The organism is Phaeovulum sp. W22_SRMD_FR3 (assembly GCF_052113705.1).
GTDB lineage: Bacteria > Pseudomonadota > Alphaproteobacteria > Rhodobacterales > Rhodobacteraceae > JBGQOG01.
Genome location: NZ_JBGQOG010000016.1, coordinates 20718 through 46201, shown reverse-complemented (window position 1 = coordinate 46201; position 25484 = coordinate 20718). Strand labels below are relative to the sequence as shown.

Sequence of the window (25484 nt, the reverse complement as noted above, 5' to 3'; positions counted from 1 at the left end):
GATCATCCATAGAAGTAATTCGGAAGCCAGAGGGCGATGCCCGGGAAGACGGCCAAAAGCGCCACCCCCAGCAGCATCAGGAGAAAAAACGGCAAAGCCGCGCGGGCGACATAGCCGATGGAGCGGCCGGAAATGCCCTGCAAGACGAAGAGGTTGAAGCCGACGGGCGGGGTGACCTGCGCCATTTCCACCATCAGCACGAGGTAGATGCCGAACCAGATCGGGTCGAACCCGGCCTGCAGGGCCAAGGGCAGCGAGATCGGCAGGCTCATCACCACGATGGAATTGCCGTCGAGGAAAAAGCCGAGGCCCAGATAAAACAGCGACAGCACGACCAGAAGGCCCCAGGGCGGCAGATGCAGCGACGCGATGCCTTCGGCGACGTCGGCGGGAATGTGCAGATAGCCGATGGCGGTGGACATGAAGGCGGCGGTGATCAGGATCGAACAGACCATGGTCGAGGTGCGCAGCGCCCCCATCAGCGTGTCACGCAACAGGCGCAGCGAGAACTGCCGCAGAACGGCGGTGATGGCGATGGCGGCGATGACGCCGACGGCGGCGGCTTCGGAGGGGGTGGCGATGCCGGAATAGATCGAGCCGAGCACCACGGTCATCAGCCCGACCAGCGGCGCCAGATCGCGCAGCGCGATGAGGAAATCCACCGCCCGGCGTTTGGGCCGCTCCACCGGCACGATCGCGGGGTTCAGCTTCGCGCAGATCATGATGTAGCCAGAATAAAGCGCCGCGATCATCAGACCCGGCAGCACGCCTGCCGCGAAGAGGCGGCTGATCGATTGCTCGGCCAGAATGCCGTAGACGATCATCACGATTGACGGCGGGATCAGCAGCCCCAGACTGCCCGCCCCGGCGAGCGAGCCGAGCGACAGCCGTTCATCATAACCACGGTCGCTGAGCTCACGGATGGTGATCCGCCCCACCGTGGCGGTGGTGGCGGGAGAGGAGCCGGAAACAGCGGCAAAGAGCGTGCAGCCCAGCACATTGGTGTGCAACAGCCGCCCCGGGATATAATCCACAAACGGCGACAGGCCGCGAAACAGACGCGCCGAAATATCGGTGCGAAAGATGATCTCGCCCATCCAGATGAACATGGGGATCGCCGAGAGCTCCCAGCTGGAGGCATAGCGGTAGATGATGTTCGCCGCGATGGAACCAATGCGCGAGAGGTCCATTCCGTGCAGGAAGAACAGCGTGGCGGTGGCGACAAGCGCAAGGCTGACAAAGACCCAGACGCCCAAGCCGAGAAACAACAAAAGGAAGGCCAGTGTGGCACCGGCGGTCAGAAGCGTGTCCAATTCGGTCTCCAGGGGGTTATTCGACGCGGATCATCCGACGCGGATCATTCGCGGGGGTCATTCTACGGGGGTCGCCAGCGGCACTTGCGGCGCCGGGGACGGATGGCGGGTGATGTGGCGCAGCCCATAGGCCAGCGCCTGTAGGGCAAAGAAGCACAGCCCCAGCATCATCGCGCCTTCGGGGATCCAGGTCGGCACCGCCGCCACCGAGGATGAGACCGTGCCCCGCTGATAAGCCCGTGCGACGCGGATCCAGAACATCCAGGCCAGCCCCAGACTGCCCGCAGAAGCCAGGAATGCGGCGGCGGCGGTCAGCAATTCCTGCGCGCGCTGCGACAGACGGTCGAGGACCAGCCCCACCCGGATCAGATCGCTGTTTTCCAGCACATAGCCCAGCGACCAGATCACGCAGACCGAGACCGCATAGCCCACGAATTCATCCAGCACGAACGTCGAGGTCGAGAAGAGGCTGCGCAGGATGATCTCCAGCGCGATATGGCCCACCATATAGACAAGGGCACAGGCCGCGATCAGCGCGGCACCGCGCGAGAGGGTGTAGATGGCGGCGTAGAATTGCGGCATCGGGGGCTCCGGTATGAGGAGGCGGGCGGCAGGGGGCCGCCGCCCGCGGGACGGCACGCTCAGCGCGCGGCGTAGGCATCCATGATGGTTTGCGCGCGCGGGCCGGTGGTTTTGACCCATTCGGTGATGAAGGGCTGCGCCGCGGCGGTCAGATCGGCGGCAAAGGCGGGGGTGATTTCCTCGGCCACGGTCATCCCATGCGTGCGCATCGTCTCAAAATCCGTGCGGGTGGCATCCGCCAGCAGATCCCAGCCAAAGGTCTCGGCCTCTGCCGCAGCCTCGGTCACCGCCGCGCGCTCTTCCTCGGACAGGTCTTCCCAGGCGTCACGGTTCACATGGATCCCCTGCAAAGAGGAGGCATAGTTGACGTTGGTGAAATGCGACTGCTGCTCCCACATCTGCACGCCGACGCCGCCGTTGGGCGAGGTCAGCACCGCGTCAATCGCATTGGTCGACAGCTGTGCCGGCACATCCGCCCAGGAGATCTGGATCGGGAAGGCCCCGGCGTTCTTCATCGTCTCGGTCGAGGCGACGTCATAGGTGCGCACCTTCACCCCCGCGAGATCGGCGGTGCTTTCAAAGGCCTTGTTGCCCCAGAGGCCCGAGGACGGCCAGGGCGTGGCCAGCAGCAGGATTTGGTTGTTCGCCTCCAGCACCGCCGCATAGTCCGGGCGGGCGAGGTCATAGAGCTTGTGCACATCGGCGCCGGTCGGCGCGAGGAAGGGCAGCGAGGAGAGCTGGAAGATCGGGTCAATGCCGGTCCAGAACACGAAAGCCGAAGAGGCCGCCTGCAGCGCGCCATCGCCCACCGCGTCAAAGTGATCGACGCTCTTGTAGCCCAGGGCCGCGCCGTGATGCACGGTGATCTCGACCGCGCCCTTGGTTTTCTCGGCAACCGCCTTGGCAAAGAAATCGGCGGTCTGGCCCTGCAGCGAGCCTGCCGGATATTCGCTCGACAGATCCCAGGTCGCGGCCAGCGCCGGCAAGGTCATGAGGCTAAGTCCGGCGACGCTGCCAAGAAGAAGTCGAATGGTCATCACGATGTCCCTGTTTTGTGCCATCTGCTGGCATGTCTGAAAGGGTGTTCGGGGCGGGCAATCCAAACTTCCGAACAGCTCTGACTGCATCATGCAATCAGCGCTGTTCGTAAATCAAGTGTCAGCGCACAAATCCGTTACAATGGCCGTCCCTCAGGGGCCCTTCGGCAGCGCAAATCTTCAATTAATATATTGATATAAAATGATTAAATCAAAACGCACAAAATTTGTGCAGCGCCGCGCGCGCCTTGGTTTCCCGCCAGAGATCCCCTGGCTTTCAGCCGTTTCGGGCCATGCGTTTCCACAATGTAAGCAGCTTTTGCGCCGTTTGCGGGTCCGAGTCGAAGCTTTGGTGCATGGCGATTCCCCGCAGAACCGAGAGATGCAGCTGCACTTTCAGCTCGGCCTCGTCATTGTCGACATCGCCGCCGACCAGCCGCACGGTGATCTTGTCGCGCGCCTTTATCCAGGTGACGAGGATGTCGCGGAGCGCATGGCCCAGCTCATTGTCCTGCCGGGCGGCCAACATCAGCTCCATCGCGGCGATGTAGCGCTGGGTGGAAAAGATGTTTTCCCACATCGCGTCGATCAGCTGATCCACCGTCAATTGCTCGCGGTCGGGGTCAGAGCCAAAGGGATAACCATCGCGCCATTCGCCCACCAGATGCTGAAAGGCCGCGACCAGCATGTCATTGCGCATCGGAAACTGATGCGTCAGCGCCCCGCGCGAAATCTGCGCCTTCTCGGCGATCAATGTGGTCGAGATCTGGTCATAGCCCACCTCGACCAGCGCCTGCAGCGTCGCCTCGCAGACCTTCAGCCGGGTCTCATGCGAGCGCTCGGCCTGCGTCCGGCGCGGGCGGGGCGTGGCTGTGGCGGGGTTCGGATCGGGCATTGGGCAACCTTGGCGCTATTTACGAACAGTCCTACCCGTTATTTGCCGCAAAGCAAAGCGGCCTGCAACCGGGCCGGGGGACGGTCGGCGGAAATGTCGCGCAAAGGACTGGCTGTGCTGCTGCTGCGGGGGCTGCCCGCATCGCGCCGACCCTCGCCGCGACGGCCCGTGGCGCGCCAGCCCTTGCCGCTCCAGAGCCGGTGGCGCGGCTCACATCAGGGTTTTGGCGGGCCCTGCGCAAAGCAGCGTGACGGTGGTATCCGCACCTTTCATTTCGATCGAGGTCACTTCCATCGGGCGGCGGTCCAGATCACCGCCCAGCATCTCGATCGAGCCTGTGCCGTGAAAGCTGGCGTTCAGGAGTGACATCAGCGCCTCGCCGCGCAGGGTCGCGGTGACGCCGCCTTTGATGCGGTGGATGGCCGAGGGGGTGATGCGCCGGGCGCCGATGATCAGTTCCATGATGTTCCTAAGATCCGTCACCATCTCGCGGCAGCTGCCGGGGGCGCGGGGGGTATTGGGGGTGGAAAAGCCCCGGATGCCGGGGCGTTTCACATAGGGTGGCGGGACCCGCTGTCCCGAGGCCTCCGCGGCCGGGAGCGCCGCGCCCGATGCCGCGCCCTGTCGGACGCAGCCCCTCAGGCGCGGTCGTTCGGGTGCGGTCTCTCAGGCGCGGTCTCTTGGGCGCGGCTTGGCCGGATCAGCTGCAGCCCGAGGTGCCGCCGCAGGTGTTGCACTTCATGCAGGTGCCGTTGCGCACCAGCGTGTAGTTGCCGCATTCGCCGCAGGCCTCACCCTCATAGCCCTGCATCTTGGCCTTGGTCCGCGCGTCCATGCCGACCACACCCGAGCTGATCGCCGTGGCACTGGCCGAAGCCATCTGCACTTCCGGCACCAAGGTGCTCAGCGCCGAGACGGCATCGCCCGCAAAGCCCATCGCCCCGGCGCCGCCCTGCAGCACCACCAGTTCCTGCGGCAGCCGCTTGCGCAGATAGCCGGAGGACGAGATCTGCCGCAGCACTTCCAGCGATTTCGAGGCCGCCGATTCCGAGGGCTGCGCGAGGTTGCTCTCGCGTTTGCCTTCACCCTCGCCACCGCCCAGATCGTCAAAGCTGGTGCCCTTGGGCTTGATATGCGCGAGATCGGTGCGGTCGAGATAGCTGACCGCCAGTTCGCGGAACACATAATCCAGGATCGAGGTGGCGTTCTTGATGCTGTCATTGCCCTGCACCATGCCCGCCGGCTCAAACTTGGTGAAGGTGAAGGCGTCGACAAACTCTTCCAGCGGCACGCCGTATTGCAGACCGACCGAGACCGCGATGGCAAAGTTGTTCATCATGGCGCGGAAGCCCGCACCCTCTTTGTGCATGTCGATAAAGATCTCGCCGAGCTGGCCGTCTTTATACTCGCCGGTGCGCAGATAGACCTTGTGGCCGCCGACCACGGCCTTTTGGGTATAGCCCTTGCGCCGCTCGGGCAGTTTTTCGCGGTGCGAGCGGACGATTTCCTTGACCACGATCTTCTCGATGATCTTTTCGGCCAGAACCACGGCCTTTTCCTGCTGGCTGCCGTTCAGCAGGATCTCTTCCGCCTCATCATCATCCTCGACCAGCGCCGATGCCAGCGGCTGGCTGAGTTTTGAGCCATCGCGGTAGAGCGCATTGGCCTTGATCCCCAGCGACCAGCTGAGTTCATAGGCGGCCAGCGTCTCGGCAATGCCTGCGGTGTTCGGCATGTTGATGGTTTTCGAGATCGCGCCCGAGATGAAGGACTGCGCGGCTGCCATCATGTGGATATGGCTCTCAACGCTCAGATAACGCTTGCCTTTTTTACCGCAGGCATTGGCGCAGTCAAAGACCGAGTAATGCGCGGGCTTGAGGAAGGGCGCACCCTCCAGCGTCATCGTGCCACAAACATGGTCATTGGCGGCCTCGACCTGCGCTTTGGTAAAGCCGAGGTGGCGCAGCAGGTCAAACGACGGATCGTTCAGCTTTTCGGCCGGAATGCCCAGCGTCTTGGTGCAGAATTCCTCGCCGAGCGTCCATTGGTTGAACACGAAGCGGATGTCGAAAGCCGAGGGCAGGGCGGCCTCAACCTTGGCGATCTCGGCCGGGCCAAAGCCGTGACCGATCAGCGAGGTGTGGTTGATGCCGGGGCAATTGCCCATGCTGCCGTGACCCACCGCATAGGCGATGATTTCCTCGATCTGCGCCGAGCCATAGCCGAGTTTGGCCAAAGCGGCGGGCACCGAGCGGTTGATGATCTTGAAGTAACCGCCACCCGCGAGTTTCTTGAATTTCACCAGCGCGAAATCCGGCTCGATCCCGGTGGTGTCACAATCCATCACCAGACCGATGGTGCCGGTGGGGGCAATCACGGTCGCCTGCGCATTGCGGAAACCATGCGCTTCGCCGAGTTCCAGCGCCTGATCCCAGACATTGCGGGCGATGAACAAAAGCGCCTTGTCCGGGCAATTGGCATGATCGAGGGCGACCGGGTTGACGTTCACCGCCTCATAGCCCGAGGTTTCGCCCTGCGCGGCCAGACGGTGGTTGCGGATGACGCGCAGCATATGCTCGCGGTTCTTCGCATAGCCCGGGAAGGCGCCCAGTTCCGCTGCCATCTCGGCCGAGGTGGCATAGGAAACACCGGTCATCACCGCGGTCAGCGCGCCACAGAGTGCGCGGCCTTCAACCGAGTCGTAGCCGAGGCCCATGTTCATCAAAAGGCCGCCGATGTTGGCATAGCCGAGACCGAGGGTGCGGAAATCATAGGACCGCTGGGCAATCTCCGGGCTCGGGAATTGCGCCATGGTCACCGAGATCTCCAGCGTCACCGTCCAGAGGCGGCTGGCATGGACATAGGCGTCACTGTCGAACTGACCATCCTTGTAGAAGGTCAGCAGGTTCATCGAGGCGAGGTTGCAGGCGGTGTCATCGAGGAACATATATTCCGAACAGGGGTTTGAGCCCCGGATCGCGCCATCTTCCGGGCAGGTGTGCCAGGCATTGACGGTGTCGTGGAACTGGATGCCGGGATCGGCGCAGGCCCAGGCGGCATGGCCGACCTGATCCCACAGCTCGCGCGCGCTGACCACTTTCGACACCTTGCCATCGGTGCGGCGGATCAGCTCCCAGGGGGCATCCTCTTTGACGGCTTTCAGGAAAGCATCCGTCACCCGGACCGAGTTGTTCGAATTCTGGCCGGAAACCGAGATATAGGCCTCAGAATCCCAATCGGTGTCATAGGTCGGGAATTCGATGCTGGTGTAGCCCTGGCGGGCATATTGCAGCACGCGGTTGATATAGGTCTCGGGGATCATGACCTTTTTGGCCGATTTGATCGCCGCTTTCAGTGCGTCATTCTTGGCCGGATCGGTGGCATCGGTGACCAGCCCGTCCCAGCCCGCGATGGCGATGAAAATCTCATTGAGCTTTTGCTCATGCATCTTCGAGCCGGCCACGAGGCTGGCCACTTTCTGCTCTTCGATGACCTTCCAGTTGATGAAGGCCTCGACATCCGGGTGATCCATGTCGCAGATCACCATCTTGGCGGCGCGGCGCGTGGTGCCGCCCGATTTGATGGCGCCCGCCGCGCGGTCGCCGATCTTCAGAAAGCCCATCAGCCCCGAGGATTTGCCGCCGCCCGACAGCTTCTCGCCCTCGCCGCGCAGCGACGAGAAGTTGGTGCCGGTGCCGGAACCGTATTTGAACAGCCGCGCTTCGCGGACCCAGAGGTCCATGATGCCGCCATCGCCCACCAGATCATCCTTCACCGATTGGATGAAACAGGCATGCGGCTGGGGATGCTCATAGGCGCTGGCGGATTTGGTCAGCTTGCCGGTCTGGAAATCGACGTAATAGTGGCCTTGGCTCGGGCCATCGATGCCATAGGCCCAATGCAGGCCGGTGTTGAACCATTGCGGCGAGTTCGGCGCGGCCATCTGATTGGCCAGCATGAAGCGCATCTCGTCATAATAGCTCTGCGCATCGGCCTCGCTGGTGAAATAGCCACCCTTCCAGCCCCAATAGGTCCAGGCGCCTGCGAGACGGTCGAACACCTGCCGGGCCGAGCTCTCGCCGGTGAAACGCTCAGCCTCGGGCAGGGCGGCCAGAGCTTCGGTGTCGGGGACCGAGCGCCAGAGGAACTCCGGCACGCCCTTTTCCTTCACCTTCTTGGACAGGACGGGCACACCGGCTTTGCGGAAGTATTTCTGGGCGAGCACGTCAGAGGCGACCTGGCTCCAGCCCGCGGGCACTTCGATATTCTCGTTGCGGAACACAACCGTACCATCCGGATTGCGGATCTCGGACGTGGTCGTGTTGAAAGACATCTCGCCATAGGCACCGGTGTCGGCCTTGGTGAACTTGCGCTCGATCTTCATGCTTTCGTCCCCTGTATACCCGTTCGTGCCGCCCGCCTGCGCGATGCCTGACCCCGGGCGCGGCAAAAGCCCGCCCCGGCCGCGCAAAGCTGCGCGGCGGAACCCGGTCACATCCCCGGTCATTCTGGTCAAATCAACCCGCTTCCCGTGCCCCCTGATGATCCGCCCTGTTGTGCCGGGCATACTACATCTGGTGGTCTTGTCGTTCAGCTGCCACAAACTCGCGTATTTTCCCGGTCAGGGTCAACGGTGTTTTTTAACTTCCTGCACACCATTTTGGGTTGACCGGCGGGTGGGCGCGCTTCGCTCCGAGTCGGGCACATTCATCCACATCGGCCCCCTGATTTTTCCCACCGGGACCGCCGAACAGAAAGTGTTTAGGAACAATGGTTTTCACGGATCGGCCCGCAGCTGTTGGCGGGTTCATCCACAGAGGGCAGTAAATTGGGGATAAGATCGGTGGATATCTCACCGGGTGCCGCTTCTGTGGCGCGAAAGTAACAGCGATATCGCGGTGCCTAAAACGCAGGCAGGGCATCCCCATACGAAAGACGGGGGCGTTTTACCCAAGGAATATGGTGTCATGGCGTCGGGGCGGGGTTCGGGCACGAAGGGCGGGGCGCAGCTGCCGCAGCGGCATCCGCCGCCATCGCAGATCTGGGCAAAACCCCGGGGGTGATTCTCTTGGCAGACTAGATATAGGGGGTTCAGACGGCATCCAGCGGGATGACATCCACAAGATGATGACTGGTCTGCTGACCCGCCGTGCGCAGGATCCCGCGGATCGGCGCCACATCCGCATAGTCGCGCCCATAGCCCACCACGACGTGATCCGAGGCGACCAGCTGGTCATTGGTCGGGTCAAACTCGACCCAGCCCATCGCCACCCCGCACCAGACCCGCACCCAGGCATGCATCGCATCCGCCCCTTCAAGGCGCGGCTGTCCCTCGGGCGGGATGGTGCGCAAAAAGCCCGAGACATAGCCCGCAGGCACCCCGATGCCGCGCAGACAGGCGATCATCACATGGCTGAAGTCCTGACAGACGCCGTGCCGGTTGGCAAAGGCGACCTCGGGCGGCGTGTTCACATCGGTCACCCCCGCCTCAAAGCGCATCTCTTCATAGAGCGCGCGGCCAAGGGCGATGGTCAGCTCCAGCACGCTCATCCCCGGGGTGATGATATCACGGGCAAAGGCGGTCATCTCCGGCGTCGGATGCACGCGGGGCGAGGCAATGCGGAAATGATGCGGCGAATTGCCATCGAGCCGGTTGCAGGCGGCCAGATCGGTCACCAGCCCCGCCAGCGTCGGCGACAGATCTTCGCCCGGCAGATCGGCGGTGCGGTCCACGCGGGCGCGCAGATTGACCGACATGTGATGCAGCAGCCCGTGATAGGCGATCTCGGTCACCGCATTGCCAAAGAAATCCACCCGGTCCTCGCGCCAGTCGGGGCGGGGGGTGACCTCGACCTTGCCCGAGATCAGCTGTTGATGGCCGGGCAGGTTCAGCGGCAGGATGCGCACCAGATTGCGCGCACCATCGGTGCTCGCCCCATAGCGGCTCTCGATGGTCAGGTTGATGTCATAGCGCATCAATGCAGGTAATCCTGCGCGAGGGTCATGTAAAAATCGCCCAAGGCGCGGCGCAGCCGCTGCAGCTGTTTGGCGCTGACCTCATCGGGTTTGGCCAATGTCACCTCGCTCGACAGCCGCAGGATCTGCCGCTCCAGCTCGGTCAGGCGGGTGCCATGCGTGCCGCGCGGCAATTCGGCGATCAGCTCGCGGATCAGCTCCAGCTGGAACAGGATGGCGCGCGGGTTGCGCCGGTCCAGCGCCAGAAGGTCGATCACGCTCGTGCGGCTGGCGGGGCCGTGATAGCGCCGCCGGTGGGTCATCACGCTGTCGCCCAGCTCGATCGCAATGTCGAGGCTGCCCTCGGGGGCGGCCGGATCGGCAAAGGCCAGGAGGATCGAGGTGAGGAAATCCGCCCGCTCCATCGCGCGGCCAATCTCGAGGAACCGCCAGCCGATAAAGCGGTACATGTTCTCATTCACCAGCCCCGAGAAACCGGCGATCTTGCGCAAGAGCACGCTCATCGCGCGCGCGGCATCATCGCCCGCCTCGACCGAGGTGGACATCTTGCGCAGGGTCTTCGCCATGTCCTGCAGCGCGGCCCAGCCATCGACCGAGAAACGGTCGCGCACCTTGCCCGCGCAGGCATTCGCCTGCCCGAGGAGTTGCGGCAAGGCTTGGGGCAGTTCCTCGCTCACATCGACGCCGCGCAGCTTGAGGTCGGCGGCCAGCGCCAGCACGCGGCTGTCTTGCGGATCGCCGCTTTCGGCCAGCCGCAAATGATAGGCGCGCAGCATCCGCACGATGCTTTCCGTGCGCTCCACATAGCGGCCAAGCCAGAAGAGGTTGTCGGCGGCCCGCGCGGGCAGGGCGCCCACATCGGTGCGCCCCAGACTGCCGTCTTCGCGCGTCAGCGTGTCATTCGCCACCGGCTTTTTCGACGAGATCCACACATCCGCGACCGAACCGCCGCGCTGCATCGCCAGCGCCGAGGCATCGCCCGAGCGGCCGATCCGCGCATAGCCGCCCGGCATCACCGCCCAGCCCTTGGGCGTGCGGGCGGCAAAGACCCGCACCGTCATTGGGCGCGGCACCAGACGGCCCTCTTCAAAACTCGGCGTCGTCGAGAGCGAGACCGCCTCCTGCCCGACAAGCGCCCCGGCTTCGGTCTCGATCCAGTCGTCGATCGAGGCGCGGGCGCGGTCGCGAAAGCCGCCGCCAAAGGCGGTGGTGGTGTTGACGTCAAAGGGCAGCTGGCACGAGAGCGCCTGCCCGATCATCATCCGGTCCTTGTGGGTTTTCACATAGGCCCGCTCGCGCGCATGGCCGCACCACCAGGTGGCGATATTGGGCAGCGCCAGTTTGCGCCCCAGCCAGATCTGCGCGATGCGCGGCACAAAGGCCATCATCGCCCGCGTCTCCAGCACACCCGATCCCAGCGCATTCAGCATGGTCACGCTGCCATTGCGCAGCGCGCTGACCAGCCCCGGCGTGCCGATATGCGAGGTTTCATCCAGCTCCAGCGGGTCGGCAAAGGCCGCGTCCATCCGCCGCCACAGGACCGAGATCGGCATCGGCCCGGCGACGGTGCGCACCATCACCTTGCCGTCAACCACCGTCAGATCCTCGCCCTCCAGCAGCATCAGGCCAAGGTAGCGGGCGATATAGACATGTTCGAAATAGGTGTCGGTGTTCGGCCCCGGCGTCAGGATCGCGGGACGGCCGCCCAATGCCCCCTCCAGATTGTCGCGCATCCCGTCCAGCGCATTGCGGAACTGGCGAAAGAAGCCGGCCAGACGGTGGACATTGGATTTGGCGTAGAAATCCGAAAACACCCGGCTGGTCGCCATGCGGTTTTCCAGCGCGAACCCGGCCCCCGAGGGGGCCTGCGTGCGGTCGCCCAGCACGAACCAGCTGCCATCCGGGTTGCGCCCGATCTCAAAGGCCAGAAAATGCAGGTAATGGCCGCCGCGCGGGGTGACGCCCATCATCGGGCGCAGCCATTCGGGGTTGAGCGCCAGCAGTTCGGCGGGCAGATGTCCCTGTTTCACCAGCTCTTGCGGGCCGTAAATATCGGCGACGATGCGTTCGAGAAGGTCGGCCCGTTCGGTCAGACCGGCGGCGATGGTGGCCCATTCGCTCTCGTCCAGAATGACCGGAATATGGCTGAGCGGCCAATCGCGTTCGGTCGGTTGCGGCAGGACGTAGTGGCGGAAATACACGCCCGCATCGCGCAGATACTGATCGCCGCGCGCGAACCGGCGGGCAATCTCTTCCGGCGTCATCTCGGCCAGGCGCGCCAGCAGCGGATGCCAGACCGGCCGCACCACGCCGGGCGCCGACATCAGCTCATCGGCGACGCCTTTGGGCACTTTGTAATCGGCCAGCAGGGGGCTGGCGGCGGCGCGGCGTGCGGCCTCGGCCAGCGGGCCGGGTGCCGCCGGTTTCGGCGCGTCGGTCACCGGTGCCTTGGGCGCTGCGCTGGTGCCTTCAGCGCCGTCGCTCTTTTCCTCGCCTGAATCCGTATCTTCGCCGGGGCTCAGCCCCTCCGGATGCTCTGGGTCAGCATCATCATGTGCCTCGGTCTCTGATGTTGAGGTCTCCGGCCCGGATGTCTCCGGCCCGGATGTTTCCGCGGTGACGCCGATGGGCGCCAGCCAGGCCGCAGCCGTCGTCGCCCCTTGCGGGGCGACGTCCGGTTTCAGCGGCCGGGCCTCTGGCGGCATCGCGTCATTCTCGGTCATCGGTCAGCCAAGCCCGACCGGGCGCCGCAGATCGAGCGTTGTCGGGAACTCGGGATGCGGCGTTTCCTCGGGCGCGGTATAGGGCCAGGGCGTGTGGCCATAGGCCTGGAACCGCGCCAGACGCCGGGCCTCGGCCTCGTTGCCGTTGACCGGGAACGTGTCGTAGTTGCGCCCGCCCGGATGCGCCACGTGATAGACGCAGCCGCCGACCGCGCGCCCGGTCCAGGTGTCATAGATGTCGAAGTTCAGCGGCGCATTCACCGGCAGCACCGGATGCAGCGCGAGCGCCGGTTGCCAAGCCTTGAACCGCACCCCGCCGACGCGCGTGCCGGGGTTGCCGGTGGCCGCCATCGGCACCGGGCGCTGATTGCACATGATCTTGTAGCGATCGGGATGCGCGGTTGTCATCTTTACCTGCAGGCGTTCGACGGAACTGTCGGTGTAGCGGACCGTGCCGCCAATGGCGCCGGTTTCGCCCATCACATGCCACGGTTCAAGGGCCTGACGCAATTCCAGACGCACGCCCTCGACCTCGATCTCGCCGCAGAAGGGGAAGCGGAACTCGCTTTGTGCCTGGTACCATTCGGGTTCCAGCGCGAAACCGTGCTGATTGAGATCACCCAGCACATCCATGAAATCCTGCCAGACAAATTCCGGCAGCATGTAACGGTCATGCAGCACGGTGCCAAAGCGCACGGGTTTGCCCTTGATCGGGTTTTGCCACATGCGGGCGATGATCGCGCGGATCAGTAGCTGCTGTGCAAGGTTCATCCGCGGATCGGGCGGCATCTCGAAGCCGCGGAACTCGACCAGACCCAGACGGCCGGTGGGGCCATCGGGGGAATAGAGCTTGTCGATGCAGATCTCGGCGCGGTGGGTGTTGCCGGTCACGTCGATCATCATGTTGCGCAGGAGACGGTCCACCAGCCAGGGCTGCGGCGCATGGCCTTCGCCCGGATTGGGGATCTGGCTCAGCGCGATCTCCAGCTCATAGAGCGTGTCATGCCGCGCCTCATCGATGCGGGGGGCCTGTGAGGTGGGCCCGATGAAGAGGCCGGAGAAGAGATAGGAGAGCGACGGGTGCCGCTGCCAATAGAGGATCAGCGAGCGGAGCACATCGGGGCGGCGCAGGAAGGGGCTGTCGAGCGTGGTCGCCCCCCCCACCACCACATGGTTGCCGCCGCCGGTGCCGGTGTGGCGGCCGTCGATCATGAATTTATCGGCGCCAAGACGGCAGAGCCGCGCCTCGGCATAGACCGCCTCGGTGGTGGCGACGCATTCCTCCCAAGAGGCGGCGGGGTGGATGTTCACCTCGATCACGCCCGGATCGGGGGCGACGCGGATCACGTTCATCCGCGGATCATGCGGCGGCGCATAGCCTTCGATATGCACCGGCATCTTCATTTCGGCGGCGGAAGCCTCGGCGGCGGCCACCAGCTCAAGATAATCCTCGATGGTTTCCACCGGCGGCATGAAAACGCAAAGCCGCCCGTCGCGCGGCTCGACCGAGATCGCGGTGCGCACGGCGCCGCCCACCTCGGTCATCTGCTGCATCACCCGGTCCTGTTGCCCCGGCGCATCCGGGGTAAAGGCCCCGGGCTGGCGGTGCGTGCGGTCCACTTCCGGCGACTGCGGACCCGTGCCCCGTTGCGCGAAAATCTCGGCGTAATCGGGCAGGGGGCCGCGCTCGATGGTCGGGTCCTGCGGATACATGAAGGGATATTGCGCGGCGGGCACATAGCTCAGCGTGTTCAAGGGCAGCCGGTAGCCGACCGGGCTGTCACCCGGCACGAGGAAGAGGTGACCGCGCCGCAAAGTCCATTGCTCGGTCCGCCAGCCGCGCCCATAGGCGAGCGTGTTCCAGCGCTGCACCGGCAGCACATAGCCCGACGGCTCTGTCAGGCCCCGGTCAAAGACACGGGCGATGCGGTGGCGTTCCTCCGGGTCTTTCAATTTGGAATTTGCGGGGGTGACATTGTCGGGCAGGTTCGCCTCTTTCACCAGCCATTCAGCGGGGTCCTCATAGGCGGGCACCACGAATTCACCGGGCAGTTCAAGACGTTCCGCGATCCCGGCCAAAAGTTGTTCGGCCTCTTTCGGCCCGGCACCGGTGTCCTGATTTTCCTCGGCCACCAGCTTTTCATCCTGCCAGATCGGCTTGCCGTCGCCGCGCCAGTAGAGCGAGAAGGTCCAGCGCGGCAGCGTCTCGCCGGGGTACCATTTGCCTTGACCGTAATGCAGGAAACCGCCCGGCGCGAAACGCTCGCGCAATTTGCGGATCAGCATATCGGCGCGCATGCGTTTGGTGGGACCCACGGCGGCGGTGTTCCACTCGGCGCTCTCGAAATCGTCGATCGAGACAAAGGTCGGCTCGCCACCCATGGTCAGGCGCACATCGCCTGCCGTCAGCGCCTCATCCACCTTTTTGCCAAGCGTGTTCAGCCGCACCCAGGCCGCATCCGAGAAGGGCTTGGTGATGCGCGGATGTTCGGCGGTGCGGGTCACCGTCATGTCAAAGTCAAACTCGACCTCCGCCGCCGTCGCCATGCCCGAAATCGGCGCGGCGTTGCGGTAATGCGGGGTGGCGGCCAGCGGGATATGGCTCTCGCCCGCCAAGAGCCCCGAGGTCGGGTCAAAGCCCACCCAGCCCGCGCCGGGCAGGAAGACCTCGACCCAGGCATGCAGATCGGTGAAGTCGACCTCGGTGCCCGAAGGGCCGTCCAGTGCTTTCAGATCGGGTTTCAGCTGAATGAGATAGCCCGAGACAAAGCGGGCAGCAAAGCCCAGCCGCCGCAGAAGATTTATCAACAGCCAGCTGGAATCGCGGCACGAGCCCGAGCCTTTGACCAGCGTTTCCTCGGGCGTCTGCACGCCGGGCTCCATCCGGATCACATAGGAAATATCGCGGGCGATTTTCGCGTTCAGCGCCACCAGATAATCGACCATCCGCGTCTTGTCGCGCGGGATGGCGGCCAGATAGGCCTCAAAGGCCGCGCCCGCCGGTTCCGCCTTTTGGTAGATGCTCAGGTCATTGGCCAGATCTTCGGGATAGGCAAAGGGGTAATGCTCGGCGCTTTCCTCGATGAAAAAGTCGAACGGATTATAGACCGACATATCGGCCACCAGATCGACCTCGATTTTGAACTCGCGCACCGGCTCGGGAAAAACAAAGCGGGCCAGCCAGTTACCATAGGGATCTTGCTGGTGGTTGACGAAATGGCCCCCGGGGCTGACGCGCAGGGAATGCGAGATGACGCGCGTGCGGCTGTGCGGCGCGGGCCGCAGGCGGATGATCTGCGGGCCGAGCGTGACCGGGCGGTCGTAGCGGTAATGGGTCAGGTGGGATAGGCTTGCAATAATCGCCATGGGGCCCTCTTCGCGCGGAATTTCAGCTTTGATAAAGGCGCATGTGCGGGGGAATGGCTATGACCGATTGCGGATTTCTGCCGCTTTTCGGGATATTTGCCTAAATATGTGGCATCGGGGGCGGGCGTCCCGTCCTGAGCTGCCCGCGATCGATCCGCGCCGGGGGCCTTCCTGGGGGCCGCCACAGGGCGCTGTCGCAAACCGTGTCAGATGTGCCGGAACGGGTGTTGACAAGGCGGGGACGGGAGGGTCATTTGGCCCTATTCTCAGGGCGGGGTGCAATTCCCCACCGGCGGTAAGGGGGCAACCCCAAGCCCGCGAGCGGCCCGATCCGTCGGGTGTCAGCAGATCCGGTGTGATTCCGGGGCCGACGGTATAGTCCGGATGAAAGAGAACGCAGTCCGGTCTTTCCCTGTCGGGAGGGCGGGAAGGCGTGTGCCCTGCAAATGTGAAACGCAGAGGACACGAGAATGACGAAAATGACCCAAAATCAAGACCTTCCCCGCGTGGCCGTGGTGCGCGCCCGCTGGCATGGCGATATTGTTGACCAGGCCGTCGGGAGCTTTGGCCAGAAGATGGCCGAGCTGTCGCCGGGGGCGCAGGTCGAAGTGCATGATGTGCCCGGCGCGCTGGAAATTCCGCTGCACGCCCAGGCATTGATCGCCACCGGGCGGTTTGACGCCGTGGTCGGCGTGGCGCTGGTGGTGGATGGCGGCATCTACCGGCACGATTTTGTCAGCCAGGCGGTGCTCGATGGCATCATGCGGGTGGGCCTTGATACCGGCGTGCCGGTGTTCTCGGTCGTGCTGACGCCGCATCATTTCCACGGCGAAGAGCATCACCGCTTTTTCCACGCGCATTTCGTGCAAAAGGGGCAGGAGGCGGCACAGGCCGTCGATCAGACCCTGCGCGCCCGGGCCGCGCTGAAGCAACCGGCCTGAGCCGCCGACAGATCGCAACCGGCCCGATCCGGTCCTCAGACCGGGTTGGGCGACAGGATGAAATCGCGAAACAGCGCGGGCAGATTGTCCGCCTCGCGAAAACCCGTGGCGCGGGCAAGCGTGCGCAGCGGCGGACCTTTGACATCGAGATGCTCAAGGATGGTGCCCGAGCTGCGCACCATGCCCGGCGTGGTGTCGCGGGTCAGCACCGAGAACCCGGCGTAGATTGAACCAAAGCCTGCAAACCCTTGCCGGAAATGCGAAATTCGGAACAGGCGTGAGGGGCGGATGCTGACCATGGCGGTGATGCCATCTTCGCCGCGAAACAGGATGCCGCGCAGCATCTGCATTTTGGGGCGCTGCTGAACGCTGGCATCGGTGGGCGGCGCATAGGCGGGTTCATAGGTTTTCAGCCGCGTCACCGGCCCGTCCCGCCAGACCCGCACCATCCCCACCACCGCCCGTGACGGATCGGTGAAGGAACGCCGCCAGATCCGGTAATAGCCGCTGGGCATCAGGGCTTCGTCCAGCGCATAGAGATTGTCGGCCCGCCCCTCGCGCGACATGATCTGTGCGATCTGCCCGTAAAAGGCCGGGGCCTGCTGGCTGCTGAGCGGCTCAAGCAGGATGCGGGCGTCGACCTTGAAATGCTGGCAAATGCGGTAGAGCACATCCGGCCGCGGAAAGGCCGAGCCGTTCAGATAGCGGTTGAACTGCGTGCGGTTGATCCCCAGCGCGCGGCAGGTCTCGCTGATATTGGCCGCGCCCTTGCACAGAATCCGCAGGTTGCTGCCAAAGGTTTCCCGCAGCACATGCGGCGATGGCTCAGAGCGCACCGGCTGAGGTTGTGACGTGTTGAGAGTGGTGACCATCCGCGCCTCCCTGTGCCGCGTTGCACCGAATGGTGTTCATCCTGCCACGGGCGGCACGATTCTGTCACGGATTTTCCAAAACTGGTTCAACTTGACGCTAAACAGCATCAGCCTGCTTGTGATCTGATCCAAAATAATCAAAATGAGACACATCAGACCCGCTATGATGACCGGATGATCCGGACTATCCCACCGTCTTTAGATATGTGAGCGAGCAGTATGCGCGGTGTTATCGTCTGGAGTGACGCGGAAAAAGCGTCGGCAGTCATCTGGTGTGAAGATCAGGGCCAGCTGGCCTATGCGCGCGGGCGCGACAACCTGATGGGCGGCGAGATCTGGCCTTCGCTTGGGGATCTGGTCGAATTTACCGTGGGGGCGATCCGGGGCATTCGCCGGGCACGCGAGATGCGCGTCATTGCCGAAGAATGGCACCCGTCGCTCGCGATTGAGCTGCATGCCGCCGCGCGGGGCCTGACCCCGCTGGATGAGGCCACCGCCGTTTATCCGATGAAACGCAACGCCGCCGTCTGGCGCTGAGCCGGGCACCCAACGCAGGGCGCCTGACGCGGACTACCCATCGCAGGGCGGCCATCACAGGGCACAGGTCGCGGGGATCAGATCCCGCGCGACAGGGCCGCGACCCCGGTCCGGGCCACATCGACCAGACCCAGCGGCCGCATCAGCTCGGCAAAGGCGTCGATCTTTTCCGGGGTGCCGGTGATCTCGAACACAAAGCTTTCCAGCGTGCTGTCCACCGCATTGGCGCGGAAAATATCGGCCAGACGCAGGGCTTCCACCCGCTTTTCCCCGGTGCCCGCCACTTTGAACAGCGCCAGCTCGCGCTCGACCGCCGGGCCCTCGACCGTCAGGTCATGCACTTCATGCACCGGCACGATGCGGCCCAGCTGCGCGCGGATCTGTTCGATCACCGAGGGCGTGCCGCGGGTGACGATGGTGATGCGGCTCAGGTGGCCCTTATGGTCCACCTCCGCCACGGTCAGACTGTCGATGTTATAGCCGCGACCGGAAAAAAGCCCGATGACGCGGGCTAGAACCCCTGCTTCGTTGTCGACAATGACGGCCAAAGTGTGGCTGCTGACGACCTGACTGCTGTGGTCACGCAATTCATAGGCGGAATGGCTCGACGAGCCTTTTTTGATGTTCAACGCGGCCATGATGTTTCCAATACGTCTAATTTGCCTGGGCAGTTTGCCTGAGGGGGCAGGGGCCGTTTCCGGCCCCCGCCACGCAGCACATGCTTATACCAGCGCGCCGCCGGCGCCCTTGAACGCCTCTTCTGCAGCGGCATCGTTCAGGATCATCTCGTTATGCGGCTTGCCGCTCGGGATCATCGGCAGACAATTCTCGTGTTTTTCCACGAGGCAGTCGAAGATCACCGGGCCGTCATAATCCAGCATCTCCATGATCGCATCGTCGAGCAGCGCCGGATCCGAGCAACGGATGCCCTTGCAGCCAAAGGCCTCGGCCAGTTTCACGAAATCGGGCAGGCTTTCCGACCAGCTCTGGCTGTAGCGCTCGCCATGCAGCAGTTGCTGCCACTGGCGGACCATGCCCAGACGCTCGTTGTTCAGGATGAACTGCTTGACCGGGGCGCGGAACTGCATCGCCGTGCCCATTTCCTGCATGTTCATCAGCCAGCTGGCCTCGCCCGCGACGTTGATCACCAGCGCGTCGGGATGCGCCACCTGCACGCCGATCGAGGCGGGCAGGCCATAGCCCATGGTCCCGAGACCGCCCGAGGTCATCCAGCGGTTCGGCGCCTCAAAGCCGAGGAATTGCGCCGCCCACATCTGGTGCTGGCCGACTTCGGTGGTGATGTAGCGATCCCGCCCCTTGGTCAGTGCCTCCAGCCGTTCCAGCGCGTATTGCGGTTTGATCACGGTTTTCGAGTTGCGGTAGGTCAGGCATTTCTTCGCCTGCCAAACCTCAATCTGTTTCCACCATTTCGCCACGCCCTCAGAATTCACCTTGCGGCCGCGGGCTTTCCAGACCTTCAGCAGGTCCTCCAGCACATGGCCGATATCGCCGAGGATCGGCAGGTCGACATGCACCACCTTGTTGATCGAGGAGGCGTCGATATCCACATGCACCTTGGTCGATTTCGGGCTGAAATCGGCCAGACGGCCGGTGATCCGGTCATCGAAACGCGCGCCGAGGTTGATCATCAGATCGCAGCCATGCATCGCCAGATTGGCCTCATAAAGACCATGCATCCCCAGCATCCCCAGCCAATGTTTGCCCGAGGCGGGATAAGCGCCCAGACCCATCAGGGTGGAGGTTATCGGAAAGCCGGTGGCCTCGACCAGTTCACGCAGCAATTGGCTGGCGGCAGGGCCCGAGTTGATGACGCCGCCGCCGGTGTAGAACACCGGGCGCTCGGCCTTTTCCATCAGCTCGACCAGCTTGGTGATCGCCTCGATATCGCCCTTCAGTTTGGGCTGGTAATGGCCGGTGCGCGCCTGTTTCGGCCCGGTATAGGTGCCGGTGGCAAATTGCACATCTTTCGGAATGTCGATCAGCACCGGACCCGGACGGCCCGAGGTGGCGACGTGAAACGCCTCATGGATGGTGCCCGCGAGCTTGTCCGTCTCTTTCACCAGCCAGTTGTGCTTGGTGCAGGGGCGGGTGATGCCGACGGTGTCAGCCTCCTGGAAACCATCGGTGCCGATCAGGAAGGTCGGCACCTGACCCGACAGAACCACCAGCGGGATGCTGTCCAGAAGCGCATCGGTCAGACCGGTCACCGCATTGGTGGCGCCGGGACCCGAGGTCACCAGCACAACGCCGGGCTTGCCGGTCGAGCGGGCATAGCCTTCGGCCATATGCACCGCGCCCTGTTCATGACGGACCAGAATATGGCGGATGCCATTTTGCTGAAAAATCTCGTCATAGATCGGTAGCACCGCGCCGCCGGGATAGCCGAAGACGACTTCGACGCCCTGATCCATCAGCGCCTGAACCACCATTTTCGCACCGGTCATCTGCCGTGACATTCCAAACTCCATCCACCTTGATCGCAACAAAAAGCCCCCGTTTTGGCGGGGGCGCATGGGAACCTCTATGGTCTTACCGTTACCGGCCCATGCACCCTAACCCTACAAGTACGAGAATCGAGGCCATGGCCTTACCCTTTCATTGCTTGGCCGGGACACTAAAAGCGGCGTCCGGCAGCGTCAATGGGAAAAGCGCATCTTTTCTGTCGCTGGGGTAAGAATTTTTTTGCGAAAGTTGCGCGGGGCGGGATTTTGGCGAAAGAACTGAAAATGCGGTCCGGGGGCAGCGGGGGCGCTGCGGCAAGCTGCGCAAATTTGCGGCGATTTGCCGCAGCGGACGGCGCGGCGGCGCCCGAAAACCGGCCTGTGATCGCCGTTTGGGCTTTGATAAAATTCTTGTCTCCGCTGACCCTATGGAAATTCTTTCATTCTTGCCAAGGCGATGTAACATGAGCGCAGCTTTGCCCGCGTATTTATACAGGGTGAGGCGCAGGGGAGGAGACGATCAGGCAGAAAACGGCAGCAAGTCGGAAACTGGTCAGTTTTTTATACCAATATGCCTTCTATATTGACGGAAGCCCGCGCTTTCGCCATAGAAAACCAAATGCCGCTGAACGGCAGTAAGACTTAGGGGAGGATCAAGATGGGCGGATTGCTGGCCCTGTCGCGCGCCATTGACCGGATCACAGAGATCATCGGGAAAGCGGTATCGTGGCTCATTCTGGTTGCGATTTTGGTCTCGGCGACCAACGCGATCATCCGTAAAGCATTCAACGTCTCGTCCAACTCCTGGCTGGAGTTGCAGTGGTATCTGTTCGGGGCGGCATTCCTGCTGGCCGCGGCCTATACGCTGAAGCAAAACGAGCATATCCGGATCGACATTCTCTATGGCGCGGTCTCGCGGCGGCGTCAGCATTGGATCGACCTTCTGGGGCATCTGTTGTTCCTGATGCCCTTCGTCATCCTGATGCTGTGGCAACTGACGCCCTATGTGCTGAAGTCCTACCACAATGGTGAGGTCTCGACCAATTCCGGCGGTCTGATCATCTGGCCGGCGAAGTCGTTGTTGCTGATCGGTTTTGTGTTGCTCTTCGCGCAGGGGATTTCCGAGATCATCAAGAAGATCGCCATCATGCGCGGCGTCATCGACGATCCCACACCCTATGTGGCAAGCCATGCGCCCCTCGATGACGTGATGGAGGAAAATCACAAATGATCCTCGAACTTATCGCGCAGAACATGGCGCCGATCATGTTCCTGTCGCTGATCGCGTTTTTGCTGTTCGGCTATCCGGTCGCCTTTGCGCTGGCCGCCAACGGCCTGCTCTTCTTCTTCATCGGGGTTGAGCTGGCGCCGCTGTCGGGCGGCTCGATCAACCTCTCCTGGCCCTTGCTGAACGCGATGCCGGAACGGTTCTGGGGGGTGCTCTCAAACGAGACATTACTTGCCATCCCCTTCTTTACCTTCATGGGGATTGTGCTCGAACGCTCGGGCATGGCCGAGGACCTTCTCGACACCATCGGTCAGCTCTTTGGCCCGGTGCGCGGCGGTCTGGCCTATGCGGTGATCATCGTGGGCGCGCTCTTGGCGGCCACCACCGGCGTTGTGGCGGCCAGTGTGATCGCCATGGGGCTGATCTCGCTGCCGATCATGCTGCGCTATGGCTATGACCGGCGGATTGCGAGCGGGGTCATCGCGGCCTCGGGCACTTTGGCGCAGATCATCCCGCCCAGCCTCGTGCTGATCGTGCTGGCCGACCAGCTCGGCCGCTCGGTGGGCGATATGTACAAAGGCGCGCTGATCCCCGGCATGATCCTGACCGGGATCTATCTCGGCTATATTCTGGTGATGTCGATCCTGCGGCCGAATTCGATGCCCGCACTGCCGAAAGAGGCGCGCACCCTCGGTTCGGGCGTGACCTCGCTTCTGGTGATGCTGTTGCTGGCGGTGGGGATTTTCTATGCCGCCGAAAACTGGGTGCTGCACGATCATGGCAGCAATGCCGGGATCCTGGCGGCGGCCATGTCGGTGATTGCCGTCTATCTGCTGGCGGTGCTCGACAAGGGGCTCAAGATCAACCTGACCTCGCGTCTGGCGCAGCAGGTGGTGATCGTGCTGATCCCGCCGCTGGCGCTGATCTTCCTCGTGCTCGGCACCATCTTCCTGGGGGTGGCCACCCCGACCGAAGGCGGCGCGATGGGGGCCGTGGGCGCGATCATCCTGGCGGCGGCAAAGGGGCGGCTGAACTTTGAGGTGATGAAATCGGCACTGGCCTCGACCACGCGGCTGTCGTCCTTTGTCATGTTCATCCTCCTCGGCGCGCGGGTTTTCTCGCTGACCTTCTACGGGGTGAACGGCCATCTCTGGGTCGAGCATCTGCTGACCTCGCTGCCGGGCGGCGAGCTGGGCTTCCTGATCTCGGTCTCGTTCCTGGTGTTTTTCCTGGCCTTCTTCCTCGATTTCTTCGAGTTGGCCTTCATCATCGTCCCGCTTCTGGCCCCCGCGGCCGAGCGGCTGGGCATTGACCTGATCTGGTTCGGGGTGATCCTGGGCGTGAACATGCAGACCTCGTTCATGCACCCGCCCTTTGGCTTTGCGCTGTTCTATCTGCGCTCGGTCGCGCCAAAGGTGCCGTTCGTCGACAAGCTGACCGGCAAGCTGACCGATCCGGTGAAAACCAGCCAGATCTATTGGGGCGCGGTGCCGTTCGTGTGCATTCAGATCGTGATGATTGGGATCGTGATCGCCTTCCCGGGGCTGGTCATGCACTACAAAGGCCCGCCGATTGACCCGTCGAAGGTGCAGATGACCCTGCCCGATATGCCCGGACTGGGCGGCATGGGTGGTTTGGGCGGTGGACTTGGCGGCATGGCCCCGCTGGGCGCGCCGGGGGCCGCACCCGGCACCGCACCGGCGCCCGGTTTGGGTGGCGGATTGGGCGGCGGATTGGGCGGCGCGCTCGATGGGCCGCCAAAGATCGGCAACTGAGAAAACGACACGAAAACCGGCAGTGGCAACACTGCCGGTTTTTTCATGCGCGCCGCTGTCCCGCCCGCTCTCGCGGCTCGTGTCCCCGCATTGACCTGGCACGGTAACTGGTTACGGTTGCACGATATTGCGGGACGGGGTTGGTGATATCTGTGCAGAAAATCTTCGTGCGGCCCGCCGTTTCAATCGCCGCCGCATGGTGACCGCGACGCCGCAGATGGATCTGGTCCTGCACATCCCGCGCAACGGCAACCCGACCTGTCGCGAGATGATTGTCTAAATGGAGCAGGCAGGGCATCGGCCGCCACCTTTCAGCGCCTGGCCCAAAATGCAAAAAGGCCCCGGAATGCCGGGGCCTTTCGCGATGTTGGGGCTGAGATCAGAGCTGGCCGTTGCGCTGCTGGATCATCATGAAGGTGTCGTAGTTATACTCGGCCACCTGCGTCCAGAGATAGTTTTCCGAACGGAAGGCCTTGATCGACTGCCAGAGTTTGGCGAACTCTTCATTGGTGGCTTCCATCTCGGCATAGACCTCATTCGCCGCGTTGAAGCAGGCGGTGAGGATTTCCGGGCTGAAGGGACGCAGTTGCGCGCCATTGGCCACCAGCGTTTTCAGCGCGGCCGGGTTCTTGTAGTCGTATTTCTGCAGCATGTCGGCATCGGCGGCCTGAGCGGCGGTGCGCAGCAGGGCGGCATAGGCCGGGGGCAGCGATTCATACTGCGCCTTGTTGAAGAAGAAGTGGACCGTCGGGCCACCTTCCCACCAACCCGGGTAGTAATAGTACGGCGCGACTTTGTAGAAGCCGAGCTTTTCATCATCATAGGGGCCGACCCATTCGGCCGCGTCGATCGTGCCTTTTTCCAGCGACGGGTAGATGTCGCCGCCCGCGATCTGCTGCGGGATCAGGCCGAGTTTCTCCATGACCTTGCCGGCAAAGCCGCCAACCCGCATTTTCAGACCCTTCAGGTCTTCCACGGTGTTGATTTCCTTGCGGAACCAGCCGCCCATCTGCACGCCGGTGTTGCCGCCCGGCAGACCGAAGAGACCCTGTTTCGCCAGGAATTCATTGTACAGATCAATGCCGCCGCCGTGGTAGTGCCAGGCGTTGATGCCGCGTGCCGAGAGCGAGAACGGCACCGCTGCCGCAACCGCCCAGGCCGGATCCTTGCCCCAGTAGTAATAGCCCACCGTGTGGCAGGCCTCAACCGTGCCATCGGCCGCCGCATCCGCAGCCTGCAGGCCCGGCACCAGCTCGCCCGCGGCGAAAACCTGGATCTGGAAATTGCCATCGGTGGCTTCCGACACCATCTTCGACAGCACTTCCGCGCCGCCATAGATCGTGTCGAGCGATTTCGGGAAAGACGAGGTCAGGCGCCACGTCACTTTCGGCATGGATTGGGCAAGCGCGGGGGCTGCAAGCGTGCTGGCTGCGGCCGCGCCGACACCCCCCACGGTTGCTTTGGTCAGAAATGAACGACGATCCATTGGGTCTCCTCCCTAGAAATACCACGGGTCCGGATACAGCATTGATTGCCAGAATTCCGGTCGCGAAATGATCTTACACGGCAGGGAACCTCTGTCCAGATAAACGCGTAAGGCTGTGCAAAAAAAGACTTAATTGTAAAAAGGCGGATCTGGCATCCCGCTTTGGACGGCCTGAAAAACAGGCAAGTGCAAGCGGGTTTGGCACTGCGGACGCGCTGACGTAGGGGCAGCTTTTGCGGCCGGATCGTCCTCCTGCGCGCAAGCGGCAACGGGACGGTTCGGGCGACGGCA

At 63.2% G+C, this 25484-nt stretch carries 17 protein-coding genes and 1 riboswitch; of the genes, 4 read left to right on the top strand and 13 right to left on the bottom strand.

The genetic code is table 11. The features are described from left to right. Positions 1–2 precede the first annotated feature (2 nt). The 9 genes from ACEN2S_RS17350 to ACEN2S_RS17310 form a co-directional block, all read right to left on the bottom strand. Positions 3–1313: a TRAP transporter large permease gene (locus ACEN2S_RS17350; protein WP_441868221.1), complete on the bottom strand. Its 1311-nt coding sequence runs from the start codon at positions 1311–1313 to the stop codon at positions 3–5. Between the two features lie 57 nt (positions 1314–1370). Continuing rightward, a complete protein-coding gene (locus tag ACEN2S_RS17345; RefSeq protein WP_441868218.1) occupies positions 1371–1895 on the bottom strand; it encodes a TRAP transporter small permease subunit in 525 nt (174 codons plus the stop codon). Between the two features lie 59 nt (positions 1896–1954). Then, the gene (locus ACEN2S_RS17340; protein WP_441868215.1) at positions 1955–2932 is read right to left on the bottom strand and encodes a TRAP transporter substrate-binding protein; all 978 of its coding nucleotides are present in this window, start codon (positions 2930–2932) and stop codon (positions 1955–1957) included. Between the two features lie 277 nt (positions 2933–3209). Then, positions 3210–3827, bottom strand: coding sequence for a TetR/AcrR family transcriptional regulator (locus ACEN2S_RS17335; protein WP_441868212.1), 618 nt, complete (start codon positions 3825–3827; stop codon positions 3210–3212). A 210-nt stretch (positions 3828–4037) separates the two neighbouring features. Then, entirely contained in the window at positions 4038–4289 is a 252-nt protein-coding gene (locus ACEN2S_RS17330; protein WP_441868209.1) for a hypothetical protein, read from the bottom strand. 238 nt (positions 4290–4527) lie between these two features. Further along, positions 4528–8211, bottom strand: coding sequence for a vitamin B12-dependent ribonucleotide reductase (locus ACEN2S_RS17325; RefSeq protein ID WP_441868206.1), 3684 nt, complete (start codon positions 8209–8211; stop codon positions 4528–4530). A 707-nt stretch (positions 8212–8918) separates the two neighbouring features. Then, the gene (locus tag ACEN2S_RS17320) at positions 8919–9803 is read right to left on the bottom strand and encodes a transglutaminase family protein (protein WP_441868203.1); all 885 of its coding nucleotides are present in this window, start codon (positions 9801–9803) and stop codon (positions 8919–8921) included. Beyond that, positions 9803–12208: a circularly permuted type 2 ATP-grasp protein gene (locus ACEN2S_RS17315; RefSeq protein WP_441868407.1), complete on the bottom strand. Its 2406-nt coding sequence runs from the start codon at positions 12206–12208 to the stop codon at positions 9803–9805. The genes ACEN2S_RS17320 and ACEN2S_RS17315 overlap by 1 nt, the downstream gene beginning before the upstream one ends. A gap of 321 nt (positions 12209–12529) precedes the next feature. Further along, positions 12530–15892, bottom strand: coding sequence for a transglutaminase family protein (locus ACEN2S_RS17310; RefSeq protein WP_441868200.1), 3363 nt, complete (start codon positions 15890–15892; stop codon positions 12530–12532). Positions 15893–16150: 258 nt separating this feature from the next. Then, positions 16151–16292, top strand: a riboswitch (FMN riboswitch). A gap of 70 nt (positions 16293–16362) precedes the next feature. On the opposite strand from ACEN2S_RS17310, the gene ACEN2S_RS17305 reads away from it, so the two are divergent. Next, entirely contained in the window at positions 16363–16833 is a 471-nt protein-coding gene (locus ACEN2S_RS17305) for a 6,7-dimethyl-8-ribityllumazine synthase (protein WP_441868197.1), read from the top strand. A gap of 35 nt (positions 16834–16868) precedes the next feature. Here the strand turns inward: ACEN2S_RS17305 and ACEN2S_RS17300 are convergent, their stop codons facing one another. Continuing rightward, positions 16869–17705 carry a helix-turn-helix domain-containing protein gene (locus ACEN2S_RS17300; RefSeq protein ID WP_441868194.1) on the bottom strand — a complete coding sequence of 279 codons (837 nt, stop codon included), beginning with the start codon at positions 17703–17705 and terminating at the stop codon, positions 16869–16871. Between the two features lie 219 nt (positions 17706–17924). Here ACEN2S_RS17300 and ACEN2S_RS17295 point away from each other — a divergent pair, with 219 nt between their 5' ends. Further along, entirely contained in the window at positions 17925–18242 is a 318-nt protein-coding gene (locus ACEN2S_RS17295; RefSeq protein WP_441868191.1) for a hypothetical protein, read from the top strand. 77 nt (positions 18243–18319) lie between these two features. Here ACEN2S_RS17295 and ilvN read toward each other — a convergent pair whose 3' ends face one another. Both ilvN and ACEN2S_RS17285 read right to left on the bottom strand, forming a co-directional pair. Beyond that, on the bottom strand, positions 18320–18880 hold the full coding sequence (ilvN, locus tag ACEN2S_RS17290; RefSeq protein WP_441868189.1) for an acetolactate synthase small subunit: 561 nt from the start codon (positions 18878–18880) through the stop codon (positions 18320–18322). Positions 18881–18964: 84 nt separating this feature from the next. After that, complete coding sequence (locus ACEN2S_RS17285) at positions 18965–20719, bottom strand: acetolactate synthase 3 large subunit (RefSeq protein WP_441868186.1); 1755 nt, start codon at positions 20717–20719, stop codon at positions 18965–18967. A 643-nt stretch (positions 20720–21362) separates the two neighbouring features. On the opposite strand from ACEN2S_RS17285, the gene ACEN2S_RS17280 reads away from it, so the two are divergent. Both ACEN2S_RS17280 and ACEN2S_RS17275 read left to right on the top strand, forming a co-directional pair. After that, entirely contained in the window at positions 21363–21935 is a 573-nt protein-coding gene (locus ACEN2S_RS17280; protein ID WP_441868184.1) for a TRAP transporter small permease subunit, read from the top strand. Continuing rightward, positions 21935–23707, top strand: a complete 1773-nt coding sequence (locus tag ACEN2S_RS17275; protein ID WP_441868404.1) for a TRAP transporter large permease — start codon at positions 21935–21937, stop codon at positions 23705–23707. The genes ACEN2S_RS17280 and ACEN2S_RS17275 overlap by 1 nt, the downstream gene beginning before the upstream one ends. A 379-nt stretch (positions 23708–24086) precedes the next feature. Here the strand turns inward: ACEN2S_RS17275 and ACEN2S_RS17270 are convergent, their stop codons facing one another. After that, positions 24087–25193 (bottom strand): TRAP transporter substrate-binding protein, encoded by a 1107-nt coding sequence (locus tag ACEN2S_RS17270; protein ID WP_441868182.1) that lies wholly within the window; start codon positions 25191–25193, stop codon positions 24087–24089. Between the last annotated feature and the right edge of the window lie 291 nt (positions 25194–25484).